Origin of the sequence: Alicycliphilus denitrificans, assembly GCF_044792555.1 — a bacterium.
GTDB lineage: Bacteria > Pseudomonadota > Gammaproteobacteria > Burkholderiales > Burkholderiaceae_C > Alicycliphilus > Alicycliphilus denitrificans_A.
The window spans coordinates 159,043-180,966 of sequence record NZ_CP126239.1; the positions used below are offsets into that span (position 1 = coordinate 159,043).

At 63.5% G+C, this 21,924-nt stretch carries 19 protein-coding genes, 3 pseudogenes and 1 riboswitch; of the genes and pseudogenes, 15 read left to right on the forward strand and 7 right to left on the reverse strand.

Annotated features, from left to right (window positions below; genetic code table 11):
• Positions 1–19: 19 nt before the first annotated feature.
• The 3 genes and pseudogenes from P7644_RS20675 to P7644_RS20685 all read right to left on the reverse strand — a co-directional run bounded on the left by P7644_RS20675 (position 20) and on the right by P7644_RS20685 (position 2,223).
• Positions 20–461, reverse strand: a pseudogene (locus tag P7644_RS20675) (hypothetical protein).
• Positions 461–889, reverse strand: coding sequence for a hypothetical protein (locus P7644_RS20680; RefSeq protein ID WP_404303301.1), 429 nt, complete (start codon positions 887–889; stop codon positions 461–463). The pseudogene P7644_RS20675 and the gene P7644_RS20680 overlap by 1 nt, the downstream one beginning before the upstream one ends.
• Positions 886–2,223 carry a voltage-gated chloride channel family protein gene (locus tag P7644_RS20685; protein ID WP_404303451.1) on the reverse strand — a complete coding sequence of 446 codons (1,338 nt, stop codon included), beginning with the start codon at positions 2,221–2,223 and terminating at the stop codon, positions 886–888. The genes P7644_RS20680 and P7644_RS20685 overlap by 4 nt, the downstream gene beginning before the upstream one ends.
• An 81-nt stretch (positions 2,224–2,304) precedes the next feature.
• Positions 2,305–2,377: riboswitch (Fluoride riboswitch) on the reverse strand.
• 500 nt (positions 2,378–2,877) lie between these two features.
• Between P7644_RS20685 and P7644_RS20690 the strand changes: the two genes are divergently transcribed.
• Genes P7644_RS20690 through P7644_RS20705 form a run of 4 tightly spaced genes read left to right on the forward strand, consistent with a single transcriptional unit; the run spans position 2,878 to position 6,137 of the window.
• Positions 2,878–3,510, forward strand: a complete 633-nt coding sequence (locus P7644_RS20690) for a hypothetical protein (protein WP_404303302.1) — start codon at positions 2,878–2,880, stop codon at positions 3,508–3,510.
• A complete protein-coding gene (locus P7644_RS20695; RefSeq protein WP_404303303.1) occupies positions 3,507–4,127 on the forward strand; it encodes a tyrosine-type recombinase/integrase in 621 nt (206 codons plus the stop codon). The genes P7644_RS20690 and P7644_RS20695 overlap by 4 nt, the downstream gene beginning before the upstream one ends.
• Positions 4,124–5,125, forward strand: a complete 1,002-nt coding sequence (locus P7644_RS20700; RefSeq protein ID WP_008903160.1) for a tyrosine-type recombinase/integrase — start codon at positions 4,124–4,126, stop codon at positions 5,123–5,125. Before P7644_RS20695 ends, P7644_RS20700 begins: the two co-directional genes overlap by 4 nt.
• The gene (locus tag P7644_RS20705) at positions 5,118–6,137 is read left to right on the forward strand and encodes a tyrosine-type recombinase/integrase (RefSeq protein WP_015012965.1); all 1,020 of its coding nucleotides are present in this window, start codon (positions 5,118–5,120) and stop codon (positions 6,135–6,137) included. The genes P7644_RS20700 and P7644_RS20705 overlap by 8 nt, the downstream gene beginning before the upstream one ends.
• A 172-nt stretch (positions 6,138–6,309) precedes the next feature.
• Here P7644_RS20705 and P7644_RS20710 read toward each other — a convergent pair whose 3' ends face one another.
• Positions 6,310–8,706 (reverse strand): DNA polymerase II, encoded by a 2,397-nt coding sequence (locus P7644_RS20710; protein ID WP_404303305.1) that lies wholly within the window; start codon positions 8,704–8,706, stop codon positions 6,310–6,312.
• A gap of 568 nt (positions 8,707–9,274) precedes the next feature.
• Entirely contained in the window at positions 9,275–9,646 is a 372-nt protein-coding gene (locus P7644_RS20715; protein WP_404303279.1) for a hypothetical protein, read from the reverse strand.
• 1,210 nt (positions 9,647–10,856) lie between these two features.
• Here P7644_RS20715 and P7644_RS20720 point away from each other — a divergent pair.
• Positions 10,857–11,010 (forward strand): annotated as a pseudogene (locus P7644_RS20720) (DUF6691 family protein); the annotation flags it as partial.
• A 7-nt stretch (positions 11,011–11,017) separates the two neighbouring features.
• On the opposite strand, the gene P7644_RS20725 reads toward P7644_RS20720, so the two are convergent.
• Positions 11,018–12,379 (reverse strand): chloride channel protein, encoded by a 1,362-nt coding sequence (locus P7644_RS20725; protein WP_404303306.1) that lies wholly within the window; start codon positions 12,377–12,379, stop codon positions 11,018–11,020.
• On the reverse strand, positions 12,349–13,299 hold the full coding sequence (locus P7644_RS20730) for a LysR family transcriptional regulator (protein WP_008902878.1): 951 nt from the start codon (positions 13,297–13,299) through the stop codon (positions 12,349–12,351). Before P7644_RS20730 ends, P7644_RS20725 begins: the two co-directional genes overlap by 31 nt.
• Before the next feature lie 120 nt (positions 13,300–13,419).
• Here P7644_RS20730 and P7644_RS20735 point away from each other — a divergent pair, with 120 nt between their 5' ends.
• From P7644_RS20735 to P7644_RS20780, 10 genes and pseudogenes are all read left to right on the forward strand, one after another.
• Positions 13,420–14,535 (forward strand): YeiH family protein, encoded by a 1,116-nt coding sequence (locus P7644_RS20735; RefSeq protein WP_008902879.1) that lies wholly within the window; start codon positions 13,420–13,422, stop codon positions 14,533–14,535.
• A gap of 66 nt (positions 14,536–14,601) precedes the next feature.
• On the forward strand, positions 14,602–15,654 hold the full coding sequence (locus P7644_RS20740; RefSeq protein WP_008902880.1) for a YncE family protein: 1,053 nt from the start codon (positions 14,602–14,604) through the stop codon (positions 15,652–15,654).
• 50 nt (positions 15,655–15,704) lie between these two features.
• Positions 15,705–16,434 (forward strand): annotated as a pseudogene (locus P7644_RS20745) (substrate-binding domain-containing protein).
• A gap of 37 nt (positions 16,435–16,471) precedes the next feature.
• Complete coding sequence (locus P7644_RS20750) at positions 16,472–17,743, forward strand: molybdopterin-dependent oxidoreductase (RefSeq protein WP_404303307.1); 1,272 nt, start codon at positions 16,472–16,474, stop codon at positions 17,741–17,743.
• 9 nt (positions 17,744–17,752) lie between these two features.
• A complete protein-coding gene (locus P7644_RS20755; RefSeq protein WP_404303283.1) occupies positions 17,753–18,433 on the forward strand; it encodes a c-type cytochrome in 681 nt (226 codons plus the stop codon).
• 64 nt (positions 18,434–18,497) lie between these two features.
• Positions 18,498–18,818 (forward strand): high-potential iron-sulfur protein, encoded by a 321-nt coding sequence (locus P7644_RS20760; protein ID WP_404303284.1) that lies wholly within the window; start codon positions 18,498–18,500, stop codon positions 18,816–18,818.
• Positions 18,797–19,219, forward strand: coding sequence for a DUF305 domain-containing protein (locus P7644_RS20765; RefSeq protein ID WP_404303285.1), 423 nt, complete (start codon positions 18,797–18,799; stop codon positions 19,217–19,219). The genes P7644_RS20760 and P7644_RS20765 overlap by 22 nt, the downstream gene beginning before the upstream one ends.
• Positions 19,220–19,250: 31 nt before the next feature.
• Entirely contained in the window at positions 19,251–20,645 is a 1,395-nt protein-coding gene (locus P7644_RS20770; protein ID WP_404303286.1) for a hypothetical protein, read from the forward strand.
• The gene (locus P7644_RS20775) at positions 20,642–21,232 is read left to right on the forward strand and encodes a hypothetical protein (protein WP_404303287.1); all 591 of its coding nucleotides are present in this window, start codon (positions 20,642–20,644) and stop codon (positions 21,230–21,232) included. The genes P7644_RS20770 and P7644_RS20775 overlap by 4 nt, the downstream gene beginning before the upstream one ends.
• Entirely contained in the window at positions 21,177–21,914 is a 738-nt protein-coding gene (locus P7644_RS20780) for a hypothetical protein (protein ID WP_404303288.1), read from the forward strand. Before P7644_RS20775 ends, P7644_RS20780 begins: the two co-directional genes overlap by 56 nt.
• Positions 21,915–21,924 lie beyond the last annotated feature (10 nt).

The window sequence follows — 21,924 nt, forward strand, 5'->3', positions numbered from 1 at the left end:
ACGCCAATGACTGGCACTCTCATGAGACGCATGCCGTTGATGGCGGCACTGGCGGCCGGCACGATTGGGCGTTGGTTGGCGACTCCGAATCGCCGTCGGTCATTGGAAGCTCGCAAGCGAACAGAACGGCCCGCACCTTGCCCAACTCCTCCGCGTGCTCCTGCATGAAGGTCCGAAGCCGAGTTTCAGAGTCAAGCAACTCCAGACATTGCGGATGTCGCAAAGCATGGCCTTCAAGGTGGTGGTGCGTGAGCCGCTCTCCTGGCAGGTAGCCCGATCCGATGGGGTACAGCAAGGCTTGCTGAATACCCGAGCGACGAGCAACCTCCAACAGGTGCTGCGCCAGCGCGGGCGCGCCCAAGCGGTGCCAGAAACGCGTGGCCTTGGCGCGGCTGTTGGCGGGGAAAGTACAGACGCAAAACGGTCAGGTCGTGCGTATGAGTGGGGCCCTGAGTCGTCATTACTTTGTCTCCTCCAAAACAGCGTCCTGCTTCTCCTGCTTCTGCTTGCGCCGGAACTGAGCGATGTCCACCTGCCGATGGTTTTTGGGCAAGGATTGGCGATGCTTGCCATGGCGGACGCGCTGCGCGTGACAGATGAACGCCCGCAGCTGCATTTCGGTGTCGATCAGCTCCAGGCACTGCGGATGCAGTATGTGGGAGCCGTCGATCTGGTGATGTGTCACGCGCTCTCGTTTGAGGTGGCCCGATGCGACGTGGTAGAGCAGCGCCGACTGCAGGTGCGCGCGCTTTGCCGAGGCCAACAGTTGCTGCGCAAGCCCTGGAACGCTCAAGTGGTACCAGATACGGGTTGGGTTCGCATGGCTGCCGGCTGGGAAATACAGCCGCAGTGCCATCACCGTTGACAGATAGTTTTCAGCGCGACTCATGAGTGGTCATCTTTGGTTGCGGAGACGTGCTGGGTCTGCTGCTTTTTACGGAATTGCGGGACATCGGCGATACGCAGTTCTTCCGGGGGACCGCCATGGTGTTTGCTGTGGCCGACGCGCTGTGCGTGGTAGATCCCGGTGTGGCCGGAGCAGAGGTAGCTGGTGATGCAGCCGATGGCTGCGAGCGGTCCGATCTGCGGCCCAAACAGTTCGATTGCCATGACGATGGTGGTTAGTGGCGTGTTGGCCGCGCCCGCGAACACGGCCACGAAGCCGATGCCGGCGAGCATGGCGAAGGGCAGCTGCAGCATGGGCGCCAGGGCGTTGCCCAAGGTCGCGCCGATGTAGAACAGCGGCGTGACCTCGCCGCCCTTGAAGCCTGTGCCGAGCGAAGCGACGGTGAAGGCCAGCTTGCCAAAAAAATCCCACGGCGCCGAAGGTTCCTGGAAGGCGTTGACGATGCTAGGAATGCCCAGCCCGATGTAGCGATGCGCATCGAAGCCCGCTCTGCCGAGAGCCCAGAGGGCGAGCGCGATCACGATGCCGCCCAACATCGGGCGCAGCGGCGGATAGGAGATCCATCGCTTGACAAGCCCTCCGAGCTGGTGCGTCGCGGTCGCAAACACGAGGCCGACGAGACCGAAAATCACACCAGCGATCACGACGGCTCCGACGCTCCAAGGCGTCACCGCGACCACCTCTCCGATCGCGTAGTGCATGTGGTGCACGCCCCAGGCCATGCCGACCTGGTCGGCCACGATGCCAGCGACCACGCAGGGCAATAGGGCGTCGTAGCGCATCCGGCCAATGGCCAGCACCTCGAGGCCGAAGAGCGCCCCCGCCAGCGGGGTCCCGAACACGGAGGCGAAGCCAGCGCTGATGCCCGCCATCAGCAGGATGCGGCGATCGGCAGGCTGGAATCGAAAGACGTGCGTGAGCTGGTCCGCCAGTGCGCCGCCCATCTGCACCGCCGTCCCCTCGCGACCGACGGACGCGCCGAAGAGATGTGAGATGACGGTGCCGCCCAGGACGAGCGGGACCATGCGCAGCGGCACGACCTTCTTAGGGTCGTGGATCTCGTCGATCAGCAGGTTGTTGCCGGCCTCGACCTGCTTGCCAAGCTTGAAGTACACCCAGCCGACCGCGCCACCAGCAAGCGGCAGCAACCAGGTGATCCAACGGTTGGCCTCGCGCCAGGCGGTGGCGCGGTCGAGCGCGAAGAGGAAAAGTGCGGAAGCGCTGCCGGCCAGGAAGGCCACAACGGAGGCGATCACGAGCCACTTGCCGATGTACGGCAGCAGGTCGAACTGTTCAGGTCGTCTAAATCGGCTCATGCGGGTCAAGGAAACGAATCAATCGGCCTGACCAAGCAAAGAATCTGAGCGCGAACGCCTACAGCCCTGTAATGTGATCAGGTGTCTGTAGGCATCATTAGCCCCGGGCGATGCCAGGGCGGTTCACGGAAGGAATGCCATCTCCGTCGAAAAATTATAGCGAGATGGACCGGTGAAAGTAAAACGGTGCGGCATGCGGTTGAGGCAGCTTCAGATCACAAGGCAAACATCAACTCGGCAAGTCATGAAGAGGTCGTACTTGCAACATACCCTGCCTGACATTTCCGTCACCTGGGGCCGCTGGCGCAGGGAGCATCGCACTCGCCGGCAGCAATGGCGACGTCAGGAACATTGACGTGGGCGACGCCGCACAGTAGGGATGTTCGTCCGAAATAAGCAGTCACCCGTCAGCAAAGGGCAGCTACCCCGCCTTGAGCAGACACTGATCGGCTGACGGCCGCCGGCAGCAATCGCTGCTTATGGAGAGCTCTCCATAAGCAGCGTTATGCACAGCACGCAGTTATGGACAGTTGGCCAGTCTGAACGCGCCAGAGGCTGTGATCGCCCTGGTAGATCGCAAGGAGGCGGTGCCGTTGAACTGGACATAAGTTCGCAGTCGGCGCATGAATGGTGATCTCACAACTGGAGATCACCATGGACTTGATTCTTTCGATGCACCCGATGGCCAGGGCATGGCTGCTCGATGGCCCGCTGTCTTCATACGTCGGGGCGTTCCAGGCATTGCTGGAGCGCGGCCGGTACGCCGAAGGCAGCTCGGAGACTGCCCTTCGTGCCTGGTCGCACTTTGCCCACTGGATGGCGAAGTGCCAGGTATCTGCCGAACAGATCGACGAAGCCCTCGTCGAGCAGTTTCTGGATTCGCATCTGCCGCGCTGCGACTGCCATCCCGCGGCTCTGCGTACACGCAGCGGCTTGAGCGCCAGTCTCGGACACCTGCTCGCCTTGTTGCGGGAACAGCATGTCATCGTGGAACTGCCAGGCCCCAGCGGTCCCATTGCAGAAGAACTGAACCGTTACAACGTCCACATGCGCGACGCCCGCGGCCTGGCGATAGGCACGCGCGAGGATCGGCTGGTACTCGTAGGTCGTCTGCTGCAATGCAAGTTCGCGGGCAAGGCCATCGCCATCGGCGAGTTGCAGCCGGAAGACGTTCGCGCTTCATCGCAACCGAGCTCACGCGGGTCAGCAGCGGGTCGCATTCCAGCGCGGTCACTGCTGCGCTGCGGGCCTACTTCCGATACCGCGGGACCTGCGGTGACGCAGTGAACAGCCTGCTCGGCGCTATCTCGTCGCCGGTGCGATGGAGCCAAGCATCGTTGCCGCGCGCGCTGACGACCGAGGAGGTCCAGCGCCTCGAAGCGCATTGCGCCGAGGCCAAGCGGGCTCCGCTGCGCCTGCTGGCCATGGTGCGCCTGGCCTTGGATCTCGGACTGCGCGTGGGCGAGATCGCCAAGCTGGAGATCGGCGACTTCGATTGGCGTGCCGGAACGGTGACCTTGAAGCGAACAAAGTCCCAGCGCCAGGATGTCCTACCGCTGCCGGTGCTCACCGGGCAGGCTCTGGCGGAGTACATGAGACACGAGCGGCCCGCAACCACGCTGCCATCGCTGTTCGTCCGTCGGTTGGCGCCACACGACAAGCCCATCGGCGTCGATGCAGTGAGCCAGGCAATCGGGCGTGCCCTGCGAGGTGCCGGCATCTCACGCGGTTGCCATTCGTTGCGTCACACGCTGGCCTGTCGCCTGGTCAACAGCGGCAGTTCGATCAAGGAGGTCGCCGATGTGCTTCGGCATCGATCGCTGGACACCTCGTTGATCTACGCCAAGCTCGACTTGCAACTGCTTGCCGAGGTCGCTCTGCCTTGGCCTGGGAGTGCATCATGAGCGCCGCAGCATCGGCGAACATCGACCTCACCGCCAAGGTGGAGCAATACCTGACTGAACGCCTGCGCCTCGGGTTCAAGCCGTGCTCCTCTGATCTCGCTGTGCGCAGCTTCACTCGCTTCATGGTCGGAGAGGGACGCGACATCGCGTTGACGGTAGACGTGATGGTCCAGTGGGCGCACCAGGTACAGCCTCGGTATCTCGTGGGCGGCCGGGCCAATGTCGACACGGCAGCGCGCCGACTGGCAACGCTGCGCCCCTTCATGCGCTGGCTCCAGCAGTTCGATCCGACTGTCGAAGTTCCTGACGATTCCAGCTTCGGTCCGATCCCGCGCCGCGTGGCGCCTCACATCTACAGCGAAGCCGAGATCGCGGCATTGATCGTCGCTGCCCGCCGACTCGGCCCCTCGGATGGCCTTCGTGCCACCACCTATGCAACGCTGTTCGGTCTGATCGCATCGGCCGGGCTTCGGGTCTCTGAAGCGATCAACCTGGCCGACTCGGATGCAGATCTGGACGGCGGCATCCTGACCATACAGCAGACCAAGTTTGGCAAGTCCCGCATGGTGCCGCTGCACCCCAGCGTGATCGGTCCGATGGCAGCCTACCGGGCCTTGCGCCGCCAGTACGTGCCTGCGAAGCCGCAGATGACATTCTTCGTGGGCTCGCGTGGCGTGCACCGGGGTGAACCGCTGGGAGATCGGCAGGTGCATCGAGTGTTCTGTCAGCTGCGCGAGCAATTGGGTTGGATCGATCGCGGCGGCCATGGCCGACCGCGGGTGCATGACCTGCGCCATAGCTTCGCCGTGAGACGGATGATCCTGTGGCACCAGCAGGGAGCGAACCTTGACCAACGAATGCTGGCCCTGTCCACGTACATGGGCCACATCAATATCTCCAGCACGTACTGGTACCTGAGCGGCGTGCCGGAGTTGATGGCGTTGGCCGGCGCTCGATTCGAACGCTTCGCCGACGTCGCGGAGAACGACGATGAGTAGTTCTGAACACCGCAAGCCCGCTCCGCCGAGCTTCGCGACGCTGGTCCAGTCCTTCTTCGCCGAGCACCTGACGCAGCAGCGCGCGTTGAGCCCGCAGACCGTTGCGGCCTATCGGGACGCGTTCGTGCTGTTCCTGGACTTCGCCCAGGCGCAACTGCACAAGACGCCCACGACGCTGTCGCTCGCCGACCTGACGCCCGCGCTGATCCTGGACTTCCTCGATCATCTCGAACGCGATCGGCACAACACCGTTCGCAGCCGCAATGCGCGACTGGCCGCGCTGCGCTCGTTCCTGAAGTTCGCGGCCCGGCGAGACGTGACGGCACTTCAGGTCGTCGAGCAGGCGCTCGGCGTGCCGATGAAGCGCTTCGAGCGGCCGATGTTCGAGTTCCTGACACGCGAGGAGATGCTGGCCGTGATCGGCGCGCCAGGAGCGGATTGGATGGGCCAGCGAGACAAGCTGCTGCTGGCCCTGCTGTACAACACCGGTGCCCGCGTGTCGGAGGCAATCGGCGTAAAAGTGGGCGACGTCGTGCTGGCACCCGCCGCCTGCGTGCATCTGCATGGCAAGGGACGCAAGCAGCGGTCGGTGCCGCTCTGGCGATCGACGGTCAAGGTGATCCGCGCCTGGCTGAAGTTCAACCCGGACCTGACTCCCACGTCGGCGCTGCTGCCCAACCGTGGCGGACAGGCGATGACGCGGTCCAACGTGACGCAGCGCCTGGCATTGGCCGTCAAGAAAGCCGCGCTCACGACGCCGAGCCTGGCCGGAAGAACGATCTCTCCACACTGCCTGCGTCACTCGACCGCCATGCACCTTCTGCAGTCGGGCGTGGAAATCAGCGTGATCGCTCTGTGGCTCGGACACGAGAGTCCGGCGACAACGCATCAGTACATAGAGGCCGATCTCGCCATGAAGGAAAAGGCACTGGCCAGGCTTCAGGATCCCAATGTGGTCCCACAGCGGTTCCGGGCAGAAGACGATCTGTTGAAGTTCCTCAAGACCTTGTGATTACGTGAAGTTCAAAGACGCGACCGCAGCCCTCTTGCGAGGGCGGCGACGCCGCGCTGCCGGACCAACTGTGCATAACTGCGTGCTGTGCATAACGCTGCCAAGCTGCCCCCTACTGTTCAGGTAGTTACGTCATTAGGTATCGCCCCAGGTTGTCCTCCTGAACGATTCCCTAGAACAACACCTTCTGCGCACTCGTCAATGCCGCAAAGCTGTCGCCCAACGGCTGAAGAATCGCTTCAGCAATGGGCTGCAGTTGCTTGACGAGGTAGTGCTCATAGTCAATGCGCGAATACCGGGCCTCCAGCGGTTCGGGGCCGCTCTGCGTCATCACGTACTCGATCCAGCCTCCACGCTGGTACTGCTGCGGACGGTTCAGCTTCGCGTTGTGCGCGTCAGCAATGCGCGCCGCGCGCACCTGGGGAGGCACGTTGACCTCATAGGCATCGAGTCGGTGGCGCAGGCGTTTTCGGTAGACGAGCAGCGCATCCATCTGACCATCCAGCATTGACCGCGCATAGTCGGTCACGAACGCTCGGTAGGGCTCACCATGGAAGATGCGTGACAGCAAGCCCTCCTGGAACTGGCGCGCCAACGGGGTCCAGTCGCTGCGGGCCATCTCCAGCCCGCGATAGACCATCTCCTCCCGTCCCTCTTCATCGATGCTCAGGCCGGCGTAGCGCTTCTTGCTGCCGACATCCGATCCTCGGATGGTGGGCATGAAGAACTTGGCGTAGTGGGTATCGAACTCGATTTCGAGGAAGTTCTCCAGCTGCTGCTCTTCTCGCAGCTTGCGGGTCCACCAGGCGTTGACTTCCTGCACCAGATGGGCCGCAATGGCGTGCGCCTCCGCATTGGGATAGGTGCGTTTGAGCCAGATGAAGATGGAGTCGGTGTCTCCGTAGATGACCTGGTATCCACGCTCCTCAACGAACTTCCGGGTGAGCTTCATCACCTCGTGGCCGCGCAGGGTCACGGCGGACACCAGCTTCGGGTTAAAGAAGCGGCACTCGGACGCGCCCAGCACCCCGGCGAAGGAATTCATGAGCAGCTTCAGGGCCTGCGACAGCGGCTGGTTCCGGTTCCGCTTGGCCTCGTCCCGGGCATTCGAGAGTGTGGTCACGATGTCCGGCAGACAGTGTTTGTCGCGCGAAAACAGCGTGCCTTGCGGCCCCTGCACCAACCCGCTCTGGATGTCGGCGCTCTCTCCCTCGGCCAGACCCACGGGGTCCACCAGAAAGGTCCGGATGATGGAGGGGTACAGACTCTTGTAGTCCAGGACCACGATGGAGTCGTAGAAGCCCGGGGTGGAGTCCATCACATAGCCGCCGGGAAAGGCCTTGGCTGCGATGTCACCCACGTTGGGTGCCACGTAACCCAGCCGGTGCATGCGCGGCAGGTAGTGGTGGCTGAACGCAGCAATGGAACCACCAAAGTGATCTATCTGCAAACCCGTCGTCTGCGCTCGCTCCAGCACGAACGGCAGCAGCTCCAGTTTGTCGAAGATACGCAGGACGAGCGCGCAGTCGCGGATGTTGTAGCTGGCCAGCGCGGGCTTGTCTTCCTGGTAGCGCCGCTCGATCTCCGCCATCTTGTCGTAGGCATCGCCGATCTCCTTGCCCTCGCCCAGCAATGCCTGCGAGACCGCTTCGAGGCTGAACGACGGGAAGCTCCACATGCCCGCCCGCAGTGCTTCGATGCCATCGACAACCACACGCCCGGGCATGGGCGCGAACAGGTAGCCCTGGCGGCCGGGGTGCGTACGCCACGCGATGGGGCGGCGCTCGCGTCCGAGCAACAGCTGCACGGAGTTCGCATCGGCGGTCTTTTGCAGCACCCGCAGGTCGAACTGGATCACGCTCCAGCCGACGATGACATCCGGGTCATGGTCCGCAAACCAGGCATTGAGCTGCTCGATCATCGCCCTGCGAGTTGAGCAGTACACAAGCCTGAAGTCCATCGGCGACACAGCTGGCGCCGACACAGACTCTGGTGCTTCCCCCAGCATGAACACCACCCGGTCACCCGCACCATCCAGTGCGATGGAGTACAGATCCTCCGTTGCGCTCGTCTCGATGTCCAGCGACACCACCTTCAACACCGGGCGCCAACCAGACGCGGGCTTCAACCTGCCGTCGAGGATGGTCGAACCTTCGCGCTGACCTCCCTCGACCAGAACACCAGCCGTGATGAACCGCTCCATCAGGTAGCGATCGTGCGGGCGGACATCCGCTTCGTAGAGCGGTATCCCCAGCGGCTGAAGTGCGCGCGCCAGCTTGCCCAGATCGCGGAACCTGCGAGCATAGACACCGAGGACGGGCTTCTGGTCGAACGTCTTCAGATCGAGCTCCCTTACCTCCAAGCCCTGCAGGCTTGCCAGCGGAGCTTGCGCTGCGGCCCGATCGCAGTCAGGCAGAAAGGCGACCGACGTCTGTCGGGTTATCAGCACCTTCTTCGGCCCCTCGTCGGTGGCCAGCCAGTATTCGATCTCGGTGCCGTCTGGGAGGTCCCGCCAGTTGCGGGTGAGAAGGAAGCCCCGGAGTTCGGTGGTTGCGAGGGCTGAGGGCATCAGGTGGAGCGGAAGACGGTGGCACGCTAATTCTGATGCCTCGGGAGAGCAGGTTGAGAGCTACGAAGCACTCTTGCGCATGATACTGATTTTTTATACAGTATTGTGAAACCGACACCGAAAAGACCATGCACAAACCATCGCGCTATGTGTTCCGTCCTGCCCGGCCAGCACCCGCGTTGCTGCGCCGTATCTGGGCATGGTTCTAAGCCGGCACCACAGCGCTGTGAAGGCATGCCTCCGCAGGCCACCACAATGCCCTAAATGCTCCCCGCTACCAGGTCCACCAGTACTTAGCCTGCGGAAACTCAAGGGTGCGCACTGTCTGTGCCGACAGCTTGAGGCTGATCTGAGTCACTTACAGTCCAATGCCTGAGCGGCAGCACCAACTGTTGAACGACGCCGGTTTGGAACAGCCGCTTCGCCCTCGGTAGCGACCTCTCGATTGCGCGGTCCGCCGCGTACCCACATGGAAGACCTCCATCGTCGGCCGCGTCGCGGTTACCTGTCTTGACGCAGATTAGCGTCGAGAACGATGGCCGCAATTCCCCTCGACCTCTTCGCCCCATCACACCAAAGCAATCACTCGGCTCCTAAACTCATCAGCACTGATGCCCGCTTCCGCGAGCTTCCTCGTTAAGTTGATGTGCGGATGCGCCGTACCACGATACGAGGTACGCAGACCCCGGGTTACGCCAAGGTCATCGAAGACAGCTGCTCGAAGTTCCATAATCCTGGCGCCTCCATCCGAAATCCAAATCTCATTCTTGGCCCCGTGCTGAGCGACTGCAACACGCAATGGCCTCTTCATGTTGAACTTTGACCGGGCAGGATCGAACACGATATATGGGCTGTCCGCGCGCTCATGCCAATCAACGGGATGCCCTGGGGGGAAGCGCTCATGCCGCACGCATTGATCGCGATTGTCATAGGTGACCAAGACGTTCAAATGGTTGCGGAACCGACGAAGCTCGTCACTTGTGCTGTCGCTCCACACCTCACGTCGCCTGTCTTCAATTCGGACTCCTACCGTCCCAACACCTGCATAAAAGTATTCAGTGTGCCCAGTGCATATCAGCCTTCTTGCGCAAAAATACAGGACGATATCGCCCGGATACAACTTCTCGCGCACGTTCGGCCGACACACGCCCCATGCTGCCAGCTCTGGGCGCCCGTCGTGGTACTCCGCACTGAAGAACGAAGGGTCGTCACCCCAGTCATAAACAGACCGCTCCGATCTGTATCGCTTTAATAGCTCCGCTAAATCTGGGTACCGCGTGGCAGCATCATTGACAACGTCCCAAGCGCGCGTTGCGTTTGGCAAGACCTGCCGATACACACACACGTAGACGAGAGGGGCACGGTTTGGCCTTGCTCGCACCACCGTTTCTCTGGCCAATGATCGGCGGTTACGTCCTCTGCCTTCTGAACCTGTAACTTGAGCGGCGTCTGCGACGTAACTGGATCGGGCCGGGACCGCGCTTTTCCGCTCCCTAATAGGACCACATGACGACATGCTGATTTTCCCTTTGGTTCTACCCGCCTGCACAAGCAGAGCACCTCTCGGTGTGTGAATTTCAAGGCCAATTTGGTTCGCAGAATAGCGCGCTTACCAAACGTTGAAATGGTACCCAGTGTTTCTGATCATGGCGCAGAGCCGCAAGTCCGGGAGGGGAGCGCTTTTCTTTTTTTGCCGTTTAGCGCTAGTAGGTCGCATCCCTTTGACTGGCCGCAACCGCTGCTGAGTCGGCTGTGCGGCAGGTCTGCTTCAGGCTGGTTGCGGTCAGTCGGTCTCGAGCATCGACTGACCGCTTGCACTGCAAGCGGAAATTGCGACGCGGCAAACGTATGCAAATCGAGAGCGCGCGGGCCCGAAGTGCTCCAGACCCCCTTGCGGGCCGCCGTTATCGCTCGCTTCGATTGATTTCAAGCGATGGCCTCAGGTCGGCGGCCGAGTTCAACCCGCGCGAGGCGAGCGTCCACCATTTTGGGAAGGAATCGCAGCGTCGATCGACGGAGAAGAGTGCGGGCGCACCCTCGGCGATCGAAACCCATCAAGCGGGGGAGAAAAGTCGCAGTGATGGCCATCCGTTCCGCCAATGTATCGCCGGCATCCTCCTTGGCATCAAGCAGCACCACGCTTCGCTCGGGGATTTGCGGGTTTCTGTCCCGGACCGGGTCGGGTGGCGCTCGGAATAGGGGAAAAGCAAGGCGCTTGTCTTCACGGCTGCGATGCTCACTGGAATGATCGTCTTCGAAGGCATTGAGCGTCGCAAGTCGCTGCGTGCAGAACCCGCGATCTAACACAGGCTCAGGGATTCGGCTTCTGCGCCATCGGCGATTCGATCGGATTTCCATAGAGCGGTCGGGCGCCGAATTGTGTGCTGATGGCGTAGGCCACGCCGCAGGCCAGCATCACTGGAACGGTGAGCTGGAATTGATTTGTCATCTCCAGCACCATCACGATCGCCATCAGCGGCGCATGGGTGACTGCGGCCAGCACCGCCGCCATGCCGACCACCGCGAGCAGACGCGGATCGCCCACCCATGCCGCCGGCAACCAGAGCGCTGCCACTTGGGCCAAGACACTTCCAGCGGTCGCCCCGACGAAAAGCGATGGCGTGAACACACCGCCGATCGCGCCGCTGCCAGAACTCAGTGTCGTCGCCACCACTTTTGCGAGCAGCACCCACGCGAGCCATTGCCAGGCGTGGTCACCGTGAAGCACCTGCGACACCACGCTGTAGCCATTGCCCCAGACCTGCGGCACCCAAGCCGACAACAGCCCCACGAGCAAGCCCCCGAGTCCGAGGCGCAGGACTGGCGTACGGATGCGCGCGAACCAGCTTCGCCCCAATTCGAGCAGCGCCAGCAACCCCCAGCCCAACCCGCCGAACAGCACGCCGGCGAGCAAGGCGATGCCGAGGCTCGTCGGTGCCATGACGACAGGCGGAACGTCGTAGAGCGGTTTGGGTTCGACCAGCCAGTAGATCAGTGAACTGGCCGTGGCCGACGCGATCAGCACTGGCGCGACCGTGTGGCGCGCGAGAAAACCGAGCGCCAGTTCCAGAACAAAGACAACGCCGGCGATGGGTGCGTGGTACGCCGACCCGATGCCTGCGGCGATGCCGCACACCAGCAGCGTGTTGCGTTGCTCCGGCGCCGTCGCGACGAGTCGTGCCAGCCGCGCACTGACCCAGGCAGCCAGTTGGATCATCGGCCCTTCGCGTCCGATGGAAGCGCCCGTGCCGACGGAAAAGAGCGAGGACACCGTGCGTGTCAACGTCGTTCGATCGTTCAGGTCGACTCTTCCGGCGCGCGCGGCATCGATGTAGTCGAGGTTCACCGCTCCGCCTGGCCCCCGCCTGGCCCAGACCGTTCCGCCTTGCAGGACCAGCCCTGCGATGAAGCCGCCCGCGGTGCAGACCAGCGCGCGGTGCCAGGGCGACAACGACAACGCGGCTACGACCAGTCCGCCGCGTTGTCCGGTAGCCAGTTCTTCGACCCATTGCGTCAACCACCGGAAGCCCACGACGGCAGCCGCAGCGAGCGCGCCCGTCACGCCCGCCCACGACCAGACGCGCAGCGTCTTGGCGGCCGGCCCCATGCCCCACAACCGGGCAAGGCTGCGTTTCGCTGGCACTAATTCGTCGGGTTTTTCGTTGGCAGCCACGGGGATTCCATTTCAAGACGCTCGCAGTGCGCCACAAAGCGCTGCAGGTTGCCCGAAAGGCGCTTTTTCTGATGGTGCACCAGATAGAAGCGGCGTGTCAGGCGAGGCAACGTGGTTCGCAGAATGACCAATCTGCCGAGCGTGACCAAGTCCTGCACCGCGCACAGCGACAGGCAGGCTAGCCCGAGGCCCTCGGCCGCGGCCTGCTTGATGGCCTCGGTGCTGCCCGGCTGCATGTCGCCGTTCAGGTGGTACAGGTGCGGCAGCAGCGCATGCTCCACCGCCTCGCGCGTTCCGGAGCCGGGTTCGCGAAGCAACCAACTCGCCTGACGCAAAGCCTTCAACGAGACGCGCGCCTGCGCACCGGGCTGCACCAGTGCATGCGTCGGTGCCGCCACGATGACCAGTTCGTCCTGCAGCCACGGCGAGACACGTAGCTCCGTTTCGTGGCACGGTCCCTCGATCAGACCGATGTCGACCTCCAGCCGCGCCACGGCGGCGGCGACGTCGCGCGTGTTGCCGATGACCACGTCCACCGTGGCACCGGGCCATGCCTTTCGGTAGGCCGCGACCAACGCCGGCAGCACGTAGTTGCCGATCGTCGTGCTGGCACCAACGCGAAGGCGCGTGACCAAGGGCTCGGTTGCAGGTCCCGTGCTGCCGAGCCCGAACCAGCTTTCGATCTCCTGCGCGCCGTCGAGCAAGGCCCTTGCCTGCGGAAGCAATGCACGACCGTTGTCGTTCAGAAGCAAGCGCTTGCCGATGCGGTCGAACAGTCGGGCGCCGAGCAGGCTTTCCAGCTCGTTCAGCGCACCGCTGGTCGCCGACTGCGACAGTGAGACCCGCTCTCCGGCGGCGGTGGTGCTGCCGGTGTCGGCCACGGCCGTGAAGATCAGGAGTTGACGCAATGTCAGACGCATCCAAACGCTTTCGTTACCTGTTCGACGACTAGGTTATAGCGGAAGTATCCGTTTGCCGGATAGATCGCATCGGTTCAAAGTTCGTCCATGCCTTCCGAAAACGACGCGATGGAGAAAACGATGCACACCGCCACCCTTACCGCTCAACCGATGCGCACCCCTGCTGGCATGCAGCGTGTGCGCCAGTTGGCTCCCGGCCTCGCACTGACGGGTGTCCTGGCATTCGCGTCGATCCAGCTGGGCAAGATCGGCTGGCTGCAATCCAACGGCATCAGCGCCCTGACCCTGGCCATCGTGCTGGGCATGGTGGTCGGCAATACCGTCTACCCCCGCATCGGCGCCACGGCCGGCGCCGGCGTGACCTTCTCCAAGGCCAGCCTGCTGCGCCTGGGCATCATCCTGTACGGCCTGCGCCTGACCTTCCAGGACATCGGCGACGTCGGCTGGACTGGCGTCGCGATCGACGCGACGGTGCTGTGCAGCACTTTCGGCCTAGCCTGCTTCCTCGGCACGCGGGTGTTCGGCCTCGACCGCAAGACGGCCATGCTGATCGGCGCCGGCAGTTCGATCTGCGGCGCGGCGGCGGTGATGGCGGCCGAACCCGTCGTGCGCGGCCGCGCCGAGCAGGTGATGGTCGCGGTGGCCACGGTGGTGGTGTTCGGGACGCTGGCGATCTTCCTGTATCCGGTGCTGTATCACCTGATCGCGCAATACCGGCTGTTCGACCTGTCGCCGACCGCCTACGGCGTGTTCGCTGGCTCGACGATCCATGAAGTGGCACAGGTGGTCGCTGCCGGTCGTGCCGTCGGCGAGCAGGCCGCGAACACCGCCGTCATCGCCAAGATGGTTCGCGTGATGATGCTGGCGCCGTTTCTCATCATCCTGTCGGCTTATCTCTCCCGCTCCGCTGCCAGGGACGCGGATGCGGTCGATCGCGAAGTGGAAGACAAGGCCTCGCCACGCGGCGGCATCGTGATTCCCTGGTTTGCCCTCGGGTTCGTGGCGATCGCCGGGCTCAACTCGCTCGCTGTGCTGCCCCACGCGGTGGTGAGGCAGGTGATCGACATCGACACGGTGCTGCTGGCGATGGCCATGGCCGGGCTCGGCTTGACGACGCACGTCTCGGCCCTCCGCAAGGCCGGCATCAAGCCGCTGGCGCTGGCGGCCGTGCTCTTCGTCTGGCTGGTGTGCGGCGGCTTCGCCATCAACGCGGGCATCACGTCGCTTCTGAATTGACAGGGCGGACCTGGAATAAATCGGCTCCGCCATTCGTCCACCCCTCCAGACCACCGAAAGATCCTCATGAAACTCCGTGCCCTCGCACTCTCGCTGTGCCTCGCCCTCTCGACACTCGCCTCGATTCCTTCGGCAGCTTCGGCACAACCTGCACCTGTCGCTGCATCCGCAAGCGCGACGCAGCGCTGGACCTTCGACGGCGCCATCCGCAACAACTCGCTGGCGCTCAGCCCGGACGAGGGCACGGCCGTGGTGTCGTACAGCGAACGCCCGGACGTCGTCGTCTACGACCTGAAGGCGGGCAAGGTGCGCGCGGTGCTGAACGGCTTCGTGACGCCGCGCAACATCGTGTTCGCGCCGTCGGGCGAATTCTTCTATGTCTCGGACAGCAGCCTGGGCACCGTGGCCAAGATCGCCACTTCCAGCCTGACGACGGTCGGCACCTTGCCCGCAGGCCCCGGCGCCTTCGGCACCGTGCTGAGCAAGGACGGCGCCACGATGTACGTGAACAACCAGGCAGCCAGCACCGTCACGCGCTTCGATCTCGCGAGCGGCGAGCCGCGTGCCGTCATCACGGGCTTCGCGCAGCCGCGCCAGGGCGTGCGCCTGAGTCCCGACGGATCGGCCTTGTACGTCACCAACTTCATGGGCGACAAGATCACCATCGTGAACACGGCGACCAACAAGATCGACGGGGAGATCACCGGCTTCAACAAGCTGCGCGCGATCTCGGTCACCGCCGATGGCAAGACCCTCTTCGCGGCGAACAGCGGCAGCAACACCATCGCGGTCGTCGACCTGGACAAGCGCGCCATCGATTCGACGATCGCCGTCGGCAAGGACCCGTACGGCGCGGCGCTGTCGCCCGATGGCCAGCGCATCTACGCCGGCAACCTGGGCGACAACTCGCTCTCCGTCATCGACGTCGCGAGCAGGAGCGTGGTCGCCACCATCACGGGTTTCAAGGAGCCGCGGCAGGCGATCGTCTTCACGCGCGACGGCAGGACGGCCTATGTGCTGAATGAAGACCTGGGCCTGGCCAAGGTGGACCTGGCGAGCAACCGGGTGGAGGCGACGCTGGCTGCGCCGGCGGCGAAGATGCAGAAGGCCGCACCATGAAGTGGGTGTCGCGAAGAATTGCGGTCCATTTGCTGGCCTGCGCGTCCGCGATGCTGCTGGCAGTCGGTCCAGCCTGGGCCGGTTCAACGCTCAACGTCTATGGCCCGGGCGGTCCCGCTCCCGCCATGAAGGAGGCAGCCAAGACCTTCGGCGCGCTTCAAAAACGTGGAAGTTAACGTTACAGCAGGCCCGACTCCCCAATGGGTAGAAAAGGCCAAACAGGATGCAGACGTCATTTACAGCGGCGCTGAAAACATGATGAGCGACTTTGCGAAGGCACTGCCCGGTGCGTTCGATCTGAAGGAAGCTGAACCACTGTACCTGCGACCGTCCGCCATCCTCGTTCGCCCTGGAAATCCCAAGCGCATCCGGGGATTTCGCGACCTTCTGGCCCCGGGCATCAAGGTGATGGCCGTTGCGGGCGCCGGGCAGACCGGGTTGTGGGAGGACGTGGCCGGCCGTACGGGCGACATCGCCATCGTTCGCGCATTCCGCAAGAACCTGTTGTTGCCCGAAGCCGCCAACAGTGCGGAGGCGCGTCAACGCTGGACCCAGGAGCCTGACATCGACGCCTGGTTGATCTGGAACATCTGGCAGGTGTCCAACCCCGATCTGGCGCAACTGGTGGAGATGGATGAACCCTTCCGCATTTACCGAGACGTTGGCGTCGTCATCACCCATCGCGGCGGGGCAGCGCCTCAGGCGAAAGCGTTCGTGGACTACCTGAAATCGCCTGCTGGACAAGCAATCTTCGCAAAGTGGGGTTGGAAGACACCCTGAATCGCCGCTGTATTTATCTAACAAATGGAGACAACCCATGAGATCAGGTCGCGAAACCGTACCCACCGCGCAGCAAGACGCCCAGCGCGCTTCATCCCGTCGGCGCTTCGTCCAGAGCGCCGGTCTTCTCGCGCTGGGTGCGTCGCCGCTTGCCGCGCTGGCGGCCGGTCGCGACACCGGTGACGGCGTAACCTTTGCAGACGGACCGCGGCCGCTGGTGACCTACCCGCAGAAGCGCCCGCTGATCCGCGTGACGACGCGGCCACCGCACCTCGAGACCCCGTTCTCGGTCTTCAACGAAGGGCCGATCACTGCCAACGACGCCTTCTTCGTGCGTTACCACCTGGCCAACATCCCGCTGGCGGTCGACCCTGCCACCTACCGGCTCACCGTCAAGGGAAAGGTCAACACGCCGTTGAATCTGTCGCTGGCCGAACTGAAGGCATTGGCCGAGCCGGTGGAGGTGGTGGCGGTCAACCAGTGCTCCGGCAACAGCCGCGGGTACTCGTCGCCTCGCGTCTTCGGCGCCCAGCTCGCCAATGGCGCGATGGGCAACGCCCGCTGGGTCGGCGTGCCGCTGCGCAAGGTGCTCGAGAAGGCGGGGGTGGCCGCAGGTGCGCGGCAGGTGACCTTCAACGGCCTCGATACGCCGGTGCTGCCCGCCACCTCGGACTTCCGCAAGGCGCTGGACATCGAACACGCGCTGCAGGATGAACCGATGCTCGCGTGGGACATGAATGGCAAGGACCTTCCGTTCCTCAACGGCTACCCGGTCAAGCTCATCGTGCCGGGCTACTTCGGTACCTACTGGGTCAAGCATCTCTCGGAAATCGAGGTCATCGACCATGTGTTCGACGGCCATGACGCGCTGTTCATGACGACCGCCTACCGCGTGCCCGACAACGACTGCCAGTGCGTGGCACCGGGTTCCGCAGCGGCGAAGACGCGGCCGATCTCGACGCTGCCCGTGCGCAGCTTCATCACCAGCGTCCAGGCCGGTGGCATCCTGCCCTCCGCCCGATCGATCGAACTCAAGGGCATCGCCTTCGATGCCGGTGCCGGCATCAAGACGGTGGAGGTCTCCATCGACGGCGGCCAGAGCTGGAAGGCGGCGACGCTCGGCCAGGATCTGGGGCGCTTCTCCTTTCGTGAATGGCGGGCGCCGGTGAGCTTCGCGAAGAAGGGCCGAGCCGTGCTCATGGTCCGCGCGACCAACCAGAAGGGCGAAGGCCAGCCTGCCACGGTGGACTGGAATCCGGCGGGTTACCGCCGCCATGTGGTCGAGTCCACGCCGGTCACCATCGCCTGAGGACGCGCCATGACAACCACCACTTTCCTGGCCCGCGCCGTTCTTGGCTGCTGCGTGTTGATCGCGTTCAACGCGTTGGCCGCGCCGCCCGACATCAAGCTGCAGCCCGATACGTCGAAGCTGCGCCCATCGAAGCTGCCGGGCTACGCCATCGCGATGCAGAAATGCGCGATCTGCCATTCGGCGGACTACGTCAACTACCAGCCACCCGGCATGACGCAGACGCAGTGGACCGCCGAGATGGCCAAGATGCAGCACACCTACGGTGCGCCGATCAGTGACGATGAGGTCAAGCAGGTGGGTGCCTACCTGGCGGTCGCCTACGGGTCCGCAAAGGCCACAGACGCCAGTGTGATCGCCGCATCCACACCCGCGCCAGTGCCGCCCGCTCCGCCAACGTCACCGGGTGCTGCGGCCACGCCACCGGCCGGTGGCGCGAGCGTCAATGTGCAGGCGCTTCTGGCGAGCAACGCCTGCCTGAGTTGCCATGGCCTGAACCAGAAGATCGTCGGCCCGGGCTATCACGACGTCGCCGAGAAGTACAAGGCCGACCCGCAGGCGCAGTCGAAGCTGGAGGCCAGCATCCGTGGCGGCAGCGTCGGCAAATGGGGCAGCGTGCCGATGCCGCCTTTCGCCGCATTGAAACCCGAAGAGGTGAAGGCGCTGGCTGCGTTCGTCTTGAAGCAATAAACACGTCCCCAACCACCGGAGCAAAGATTCCGGCACCTTCGAAAACCCTCACGAGATCCAAAAAATGACCCCCACGAATCGCCGCTTTTTCATCATGCAAGTTGCCGGCGCGGCAACTGCGCTGTCCGTCGCCGCCGCACACGCACAGTCCGGCGGCCCGAAGCTGGCGGAGACCGATCCTCAGGCCATGGCGCTCGGCTACAAGGAAGACACCACCAAGGTCGACGCCAGGAAATTCCCGAATCACGCGGCCAGCCAGAACTGCGCGAACTGTCAGCTGTTTCAAGGCAGGCCCAAGGAAGCGATGGGTGGCTGTCCGTTGTTCGCCGGCAAGCAGGTCGCCGCCGCGGGCTGGTGCAGTGCATGGAACAAGAAAGCGGCATGAGCCGCGGCTTCGTTCGCGCCGCTGTCATTGGGTTGATGGTCGCAGCCAGCTCGTTGGCACAGGCGGCCGATCAGCATGCGCACGGCATGGAGGCCGAAGATGCCGCACCGGCCAGCTTCGTGGCCAGCACAGCCAAACCCTTCGATGCGCTGATGAAAGACGCGATGACCGTGATGGACCGCGACATGCGCGCCGCGCCCATGAACGGCCAGCCCGCGCACGACTTCATGACCATGATGATTCCCCATCACCAAGGCGCCATCGACATGGCCAAGTCGATCCTGCTCAACACGCAAGACCCGGAAGTGCGCAACCTCGCACAGGGAATCATCACCGAGCAGGCCAACGAGATCCGGCTGATGAAGGCCTGGCTCGCACGCCACGCCTCACCCGCCAAGTAGTCGCTCGAGACACGTCGAAGAAGGACCTTCCATGAATTCACTCAAACCCCTGGTCCTTGCCACTGCGCTGGCCGTTTCATCTTTCGCTGCATCGGCCGCTTCCAATCCCGGCGACCGTGTCTACACCGCTGACCAGAACACCAACACGGTGTCGGTGATCGACCCGAACACCAACACCTTGCTCGGCCAGATCAAGCTGGGCAACCAGCGCCCCGACGTGCTGTCGCCGATCTACAAGGGCGAGATCAACGTTCATGGCCTCGGCTTCTCGCCCGACCACCGCACGCTGGTCGCCATTGCCAACGGCTCGAACTCGGTGACCTTCATCGACACGGCCACCAACAAGGTGAAGGGCGTGACCTATGTCGGGCGCTCTCCGCATGAAGCCTTCTTCACGCGCGACGGCAAAGAGGTCTGGGCCGTGGTGCGCGGAGAGAACTACGTCTCGGTGATCGATGCGAAGACCTTCAAGGAAAAACGCCGGATCGAGACTGCGCCCGGCCCCGGCATGGTGCTGTTCACGCCGGACGGTGGGCGTGCTTTCGTGGTGTCGAGCTTCACGCCCGAGGTTGCGGTGATCGACACGCGCGCGTACAAGATCGTGAAACGGATTCCGGTCGTGAGTCCGTTCTCGCCGTTCCTGCAGTTCACGCCGGAGGGCAAGGAAGTCTGGATGGGCCACAAGGACGTCGGCAAGGTCACACGCATCGACGTAAAGTCGATGAGGGTGACCGGCGTGATCGACACCGGCTTTATCACCAACCATCTCGGCTTCGCCAAAACATCGCGCGGCACGCTGGCGTATGTCGCGGTAGGTGGCGAGAACGTCGTGAAGGTCTATTCGACCGATGGCGAGGCGAAGCTGCTCAACACCATCGCGACCGGCGCGTTGCCGCACGGCGTCTGGCCGTCGGACGACAGCGAGCGCATGTACGTCGGCCTGGAAAACGGCGATGCGGTCCAGGTGATCGACACCGCCAGCGACAAAGTCACGGCGACGGTGCCGATCGGACAGGCTCCGCAGGCGCTGGTCTACGTTTCGAACGCCGTGCCTTCAGGGTCCGGCACAGACAACCTGAAGCCGCTGGCGAACGCGGTGCCGGTCAACATCCCGCTCATGCCCGATTCCGGCGACGCCAAGGGCTTCGTGGTGGCGCGAAATTTCGGCGTGGTCGATGCGCTGGAACTGTTCCTCTACAAGCTCAAGCCGGAGACGGTCTACAGCATCTATGTGGGCGATCAGAAAGTGCCCGTCGCCAGCTTCAAAACCAATCCGATGGGAATGGCCGACGGCACGGCGATCGGCGAAATCCGCGAGGTCACTCGTCTGCAGTCGGAAGCCAATCCTAAGACCGCATCGATCGTGGTCATCGAAGGCGATGGGCCGATGGATGCAGCCAAGGTGGTACTGCGCAGCCCGAAGTGATCGAAGGCCCGCGCATCTTTCGGTACGTCGTGCGGCAAGACCGCGGCGGGTCGCCGAATCCTTTTCACGGCTGGTGCTCGCTCGCGGTGTGCAAGCCGCAGATTCGTCGCTCGGCACGCGTCGGCGACTGGATCCTCGGCCTGCGCAGCCGTCACAACGACCAGCTCATCTACGCGATGCGCGTCGATGAAGTCATGGCGCTGGGCGACTACTGGGCGGACCCGCGTTTTGTCGCCAAGCAACCTGGCGGCGACGGCCCCCCGGACAATTTCTACCGTGCGATGGCGAACGGTTCGATGAAGCAGGTGGCCAACACGTTGCACGACGACAGCGAGGCCGCGCGAGACATCGCGGGCCTCAACGCACTGGTGTCATGGCATTTCTGGTACTTCGGCGACCAGAGCCCGCCGCTGCCGACCGATCTGGTGCACCTGACGCATTCGGGCCAGGGACACTCGCTGCACCGGCAGCGGCGGGCTGATGATGTCGCCGTGCTGCAGCACTGGCTGGACCACTGGCCGATGGGCCGCAATGGAGCGCCTGTCGATGCCTGGCGGCCGCGCGTGGTCGCCACGAGGCGGGCCTGAAGCCGCGGTGGTCAAGCGCTGCTCTTTTTCAATTTTTCTGATGAGACTCTCGATGACCTTCCAGCCATTTGTTGCAGCGGCATTCGCCATCGCCATCGCAGCCGGTGCCCCGCCCGTTTTTGCACATGGCGACGACAGGCCGGCCGCAGTCCCCGGTGGTGCCGAACTGCTCATACAGGGCGGGCAACTCGGCAAGTCCGTGTTTCCTGACGGCAATACCGCCCGTGGCGGCCAAGGCCAGCCGGTGGATGGCATCGAAGGTTCAAGCCAGGAGATGCTCAAGACCCATTTCCATGCCCACCTGGCCATTTACCACAAGGGCGAACAGATCGCAGTGCCACGCGGCATCGGCATCATTGCGCCGCTGCGCATCGATCGCGGTTTTGTCAGCGGCGGTAAGGGCTACTACTGGCTGCACACGCATGATGCCAGCGGCATCCTGCATGTCGAATCGCCAAACGACCGGGTGTACACGCTGGGCAACTTCTTCGACGTGTGGGGACAGCCGTTGGCGGCCGACAACGTGGCGGGGTTCAAGGGCGCGCTGCGGGTGTATGTCAACGGCAAGGTGCAATTCACGCCGGTGCGCGACCTTCCGCTGAAGCCGCACGACCAGATCGCGCTGGTGATCGGGCAACCCTCGGCGTCTCCTGTGATCTACACGTTTCCCGATGGACTGTGAAGTACGGGCC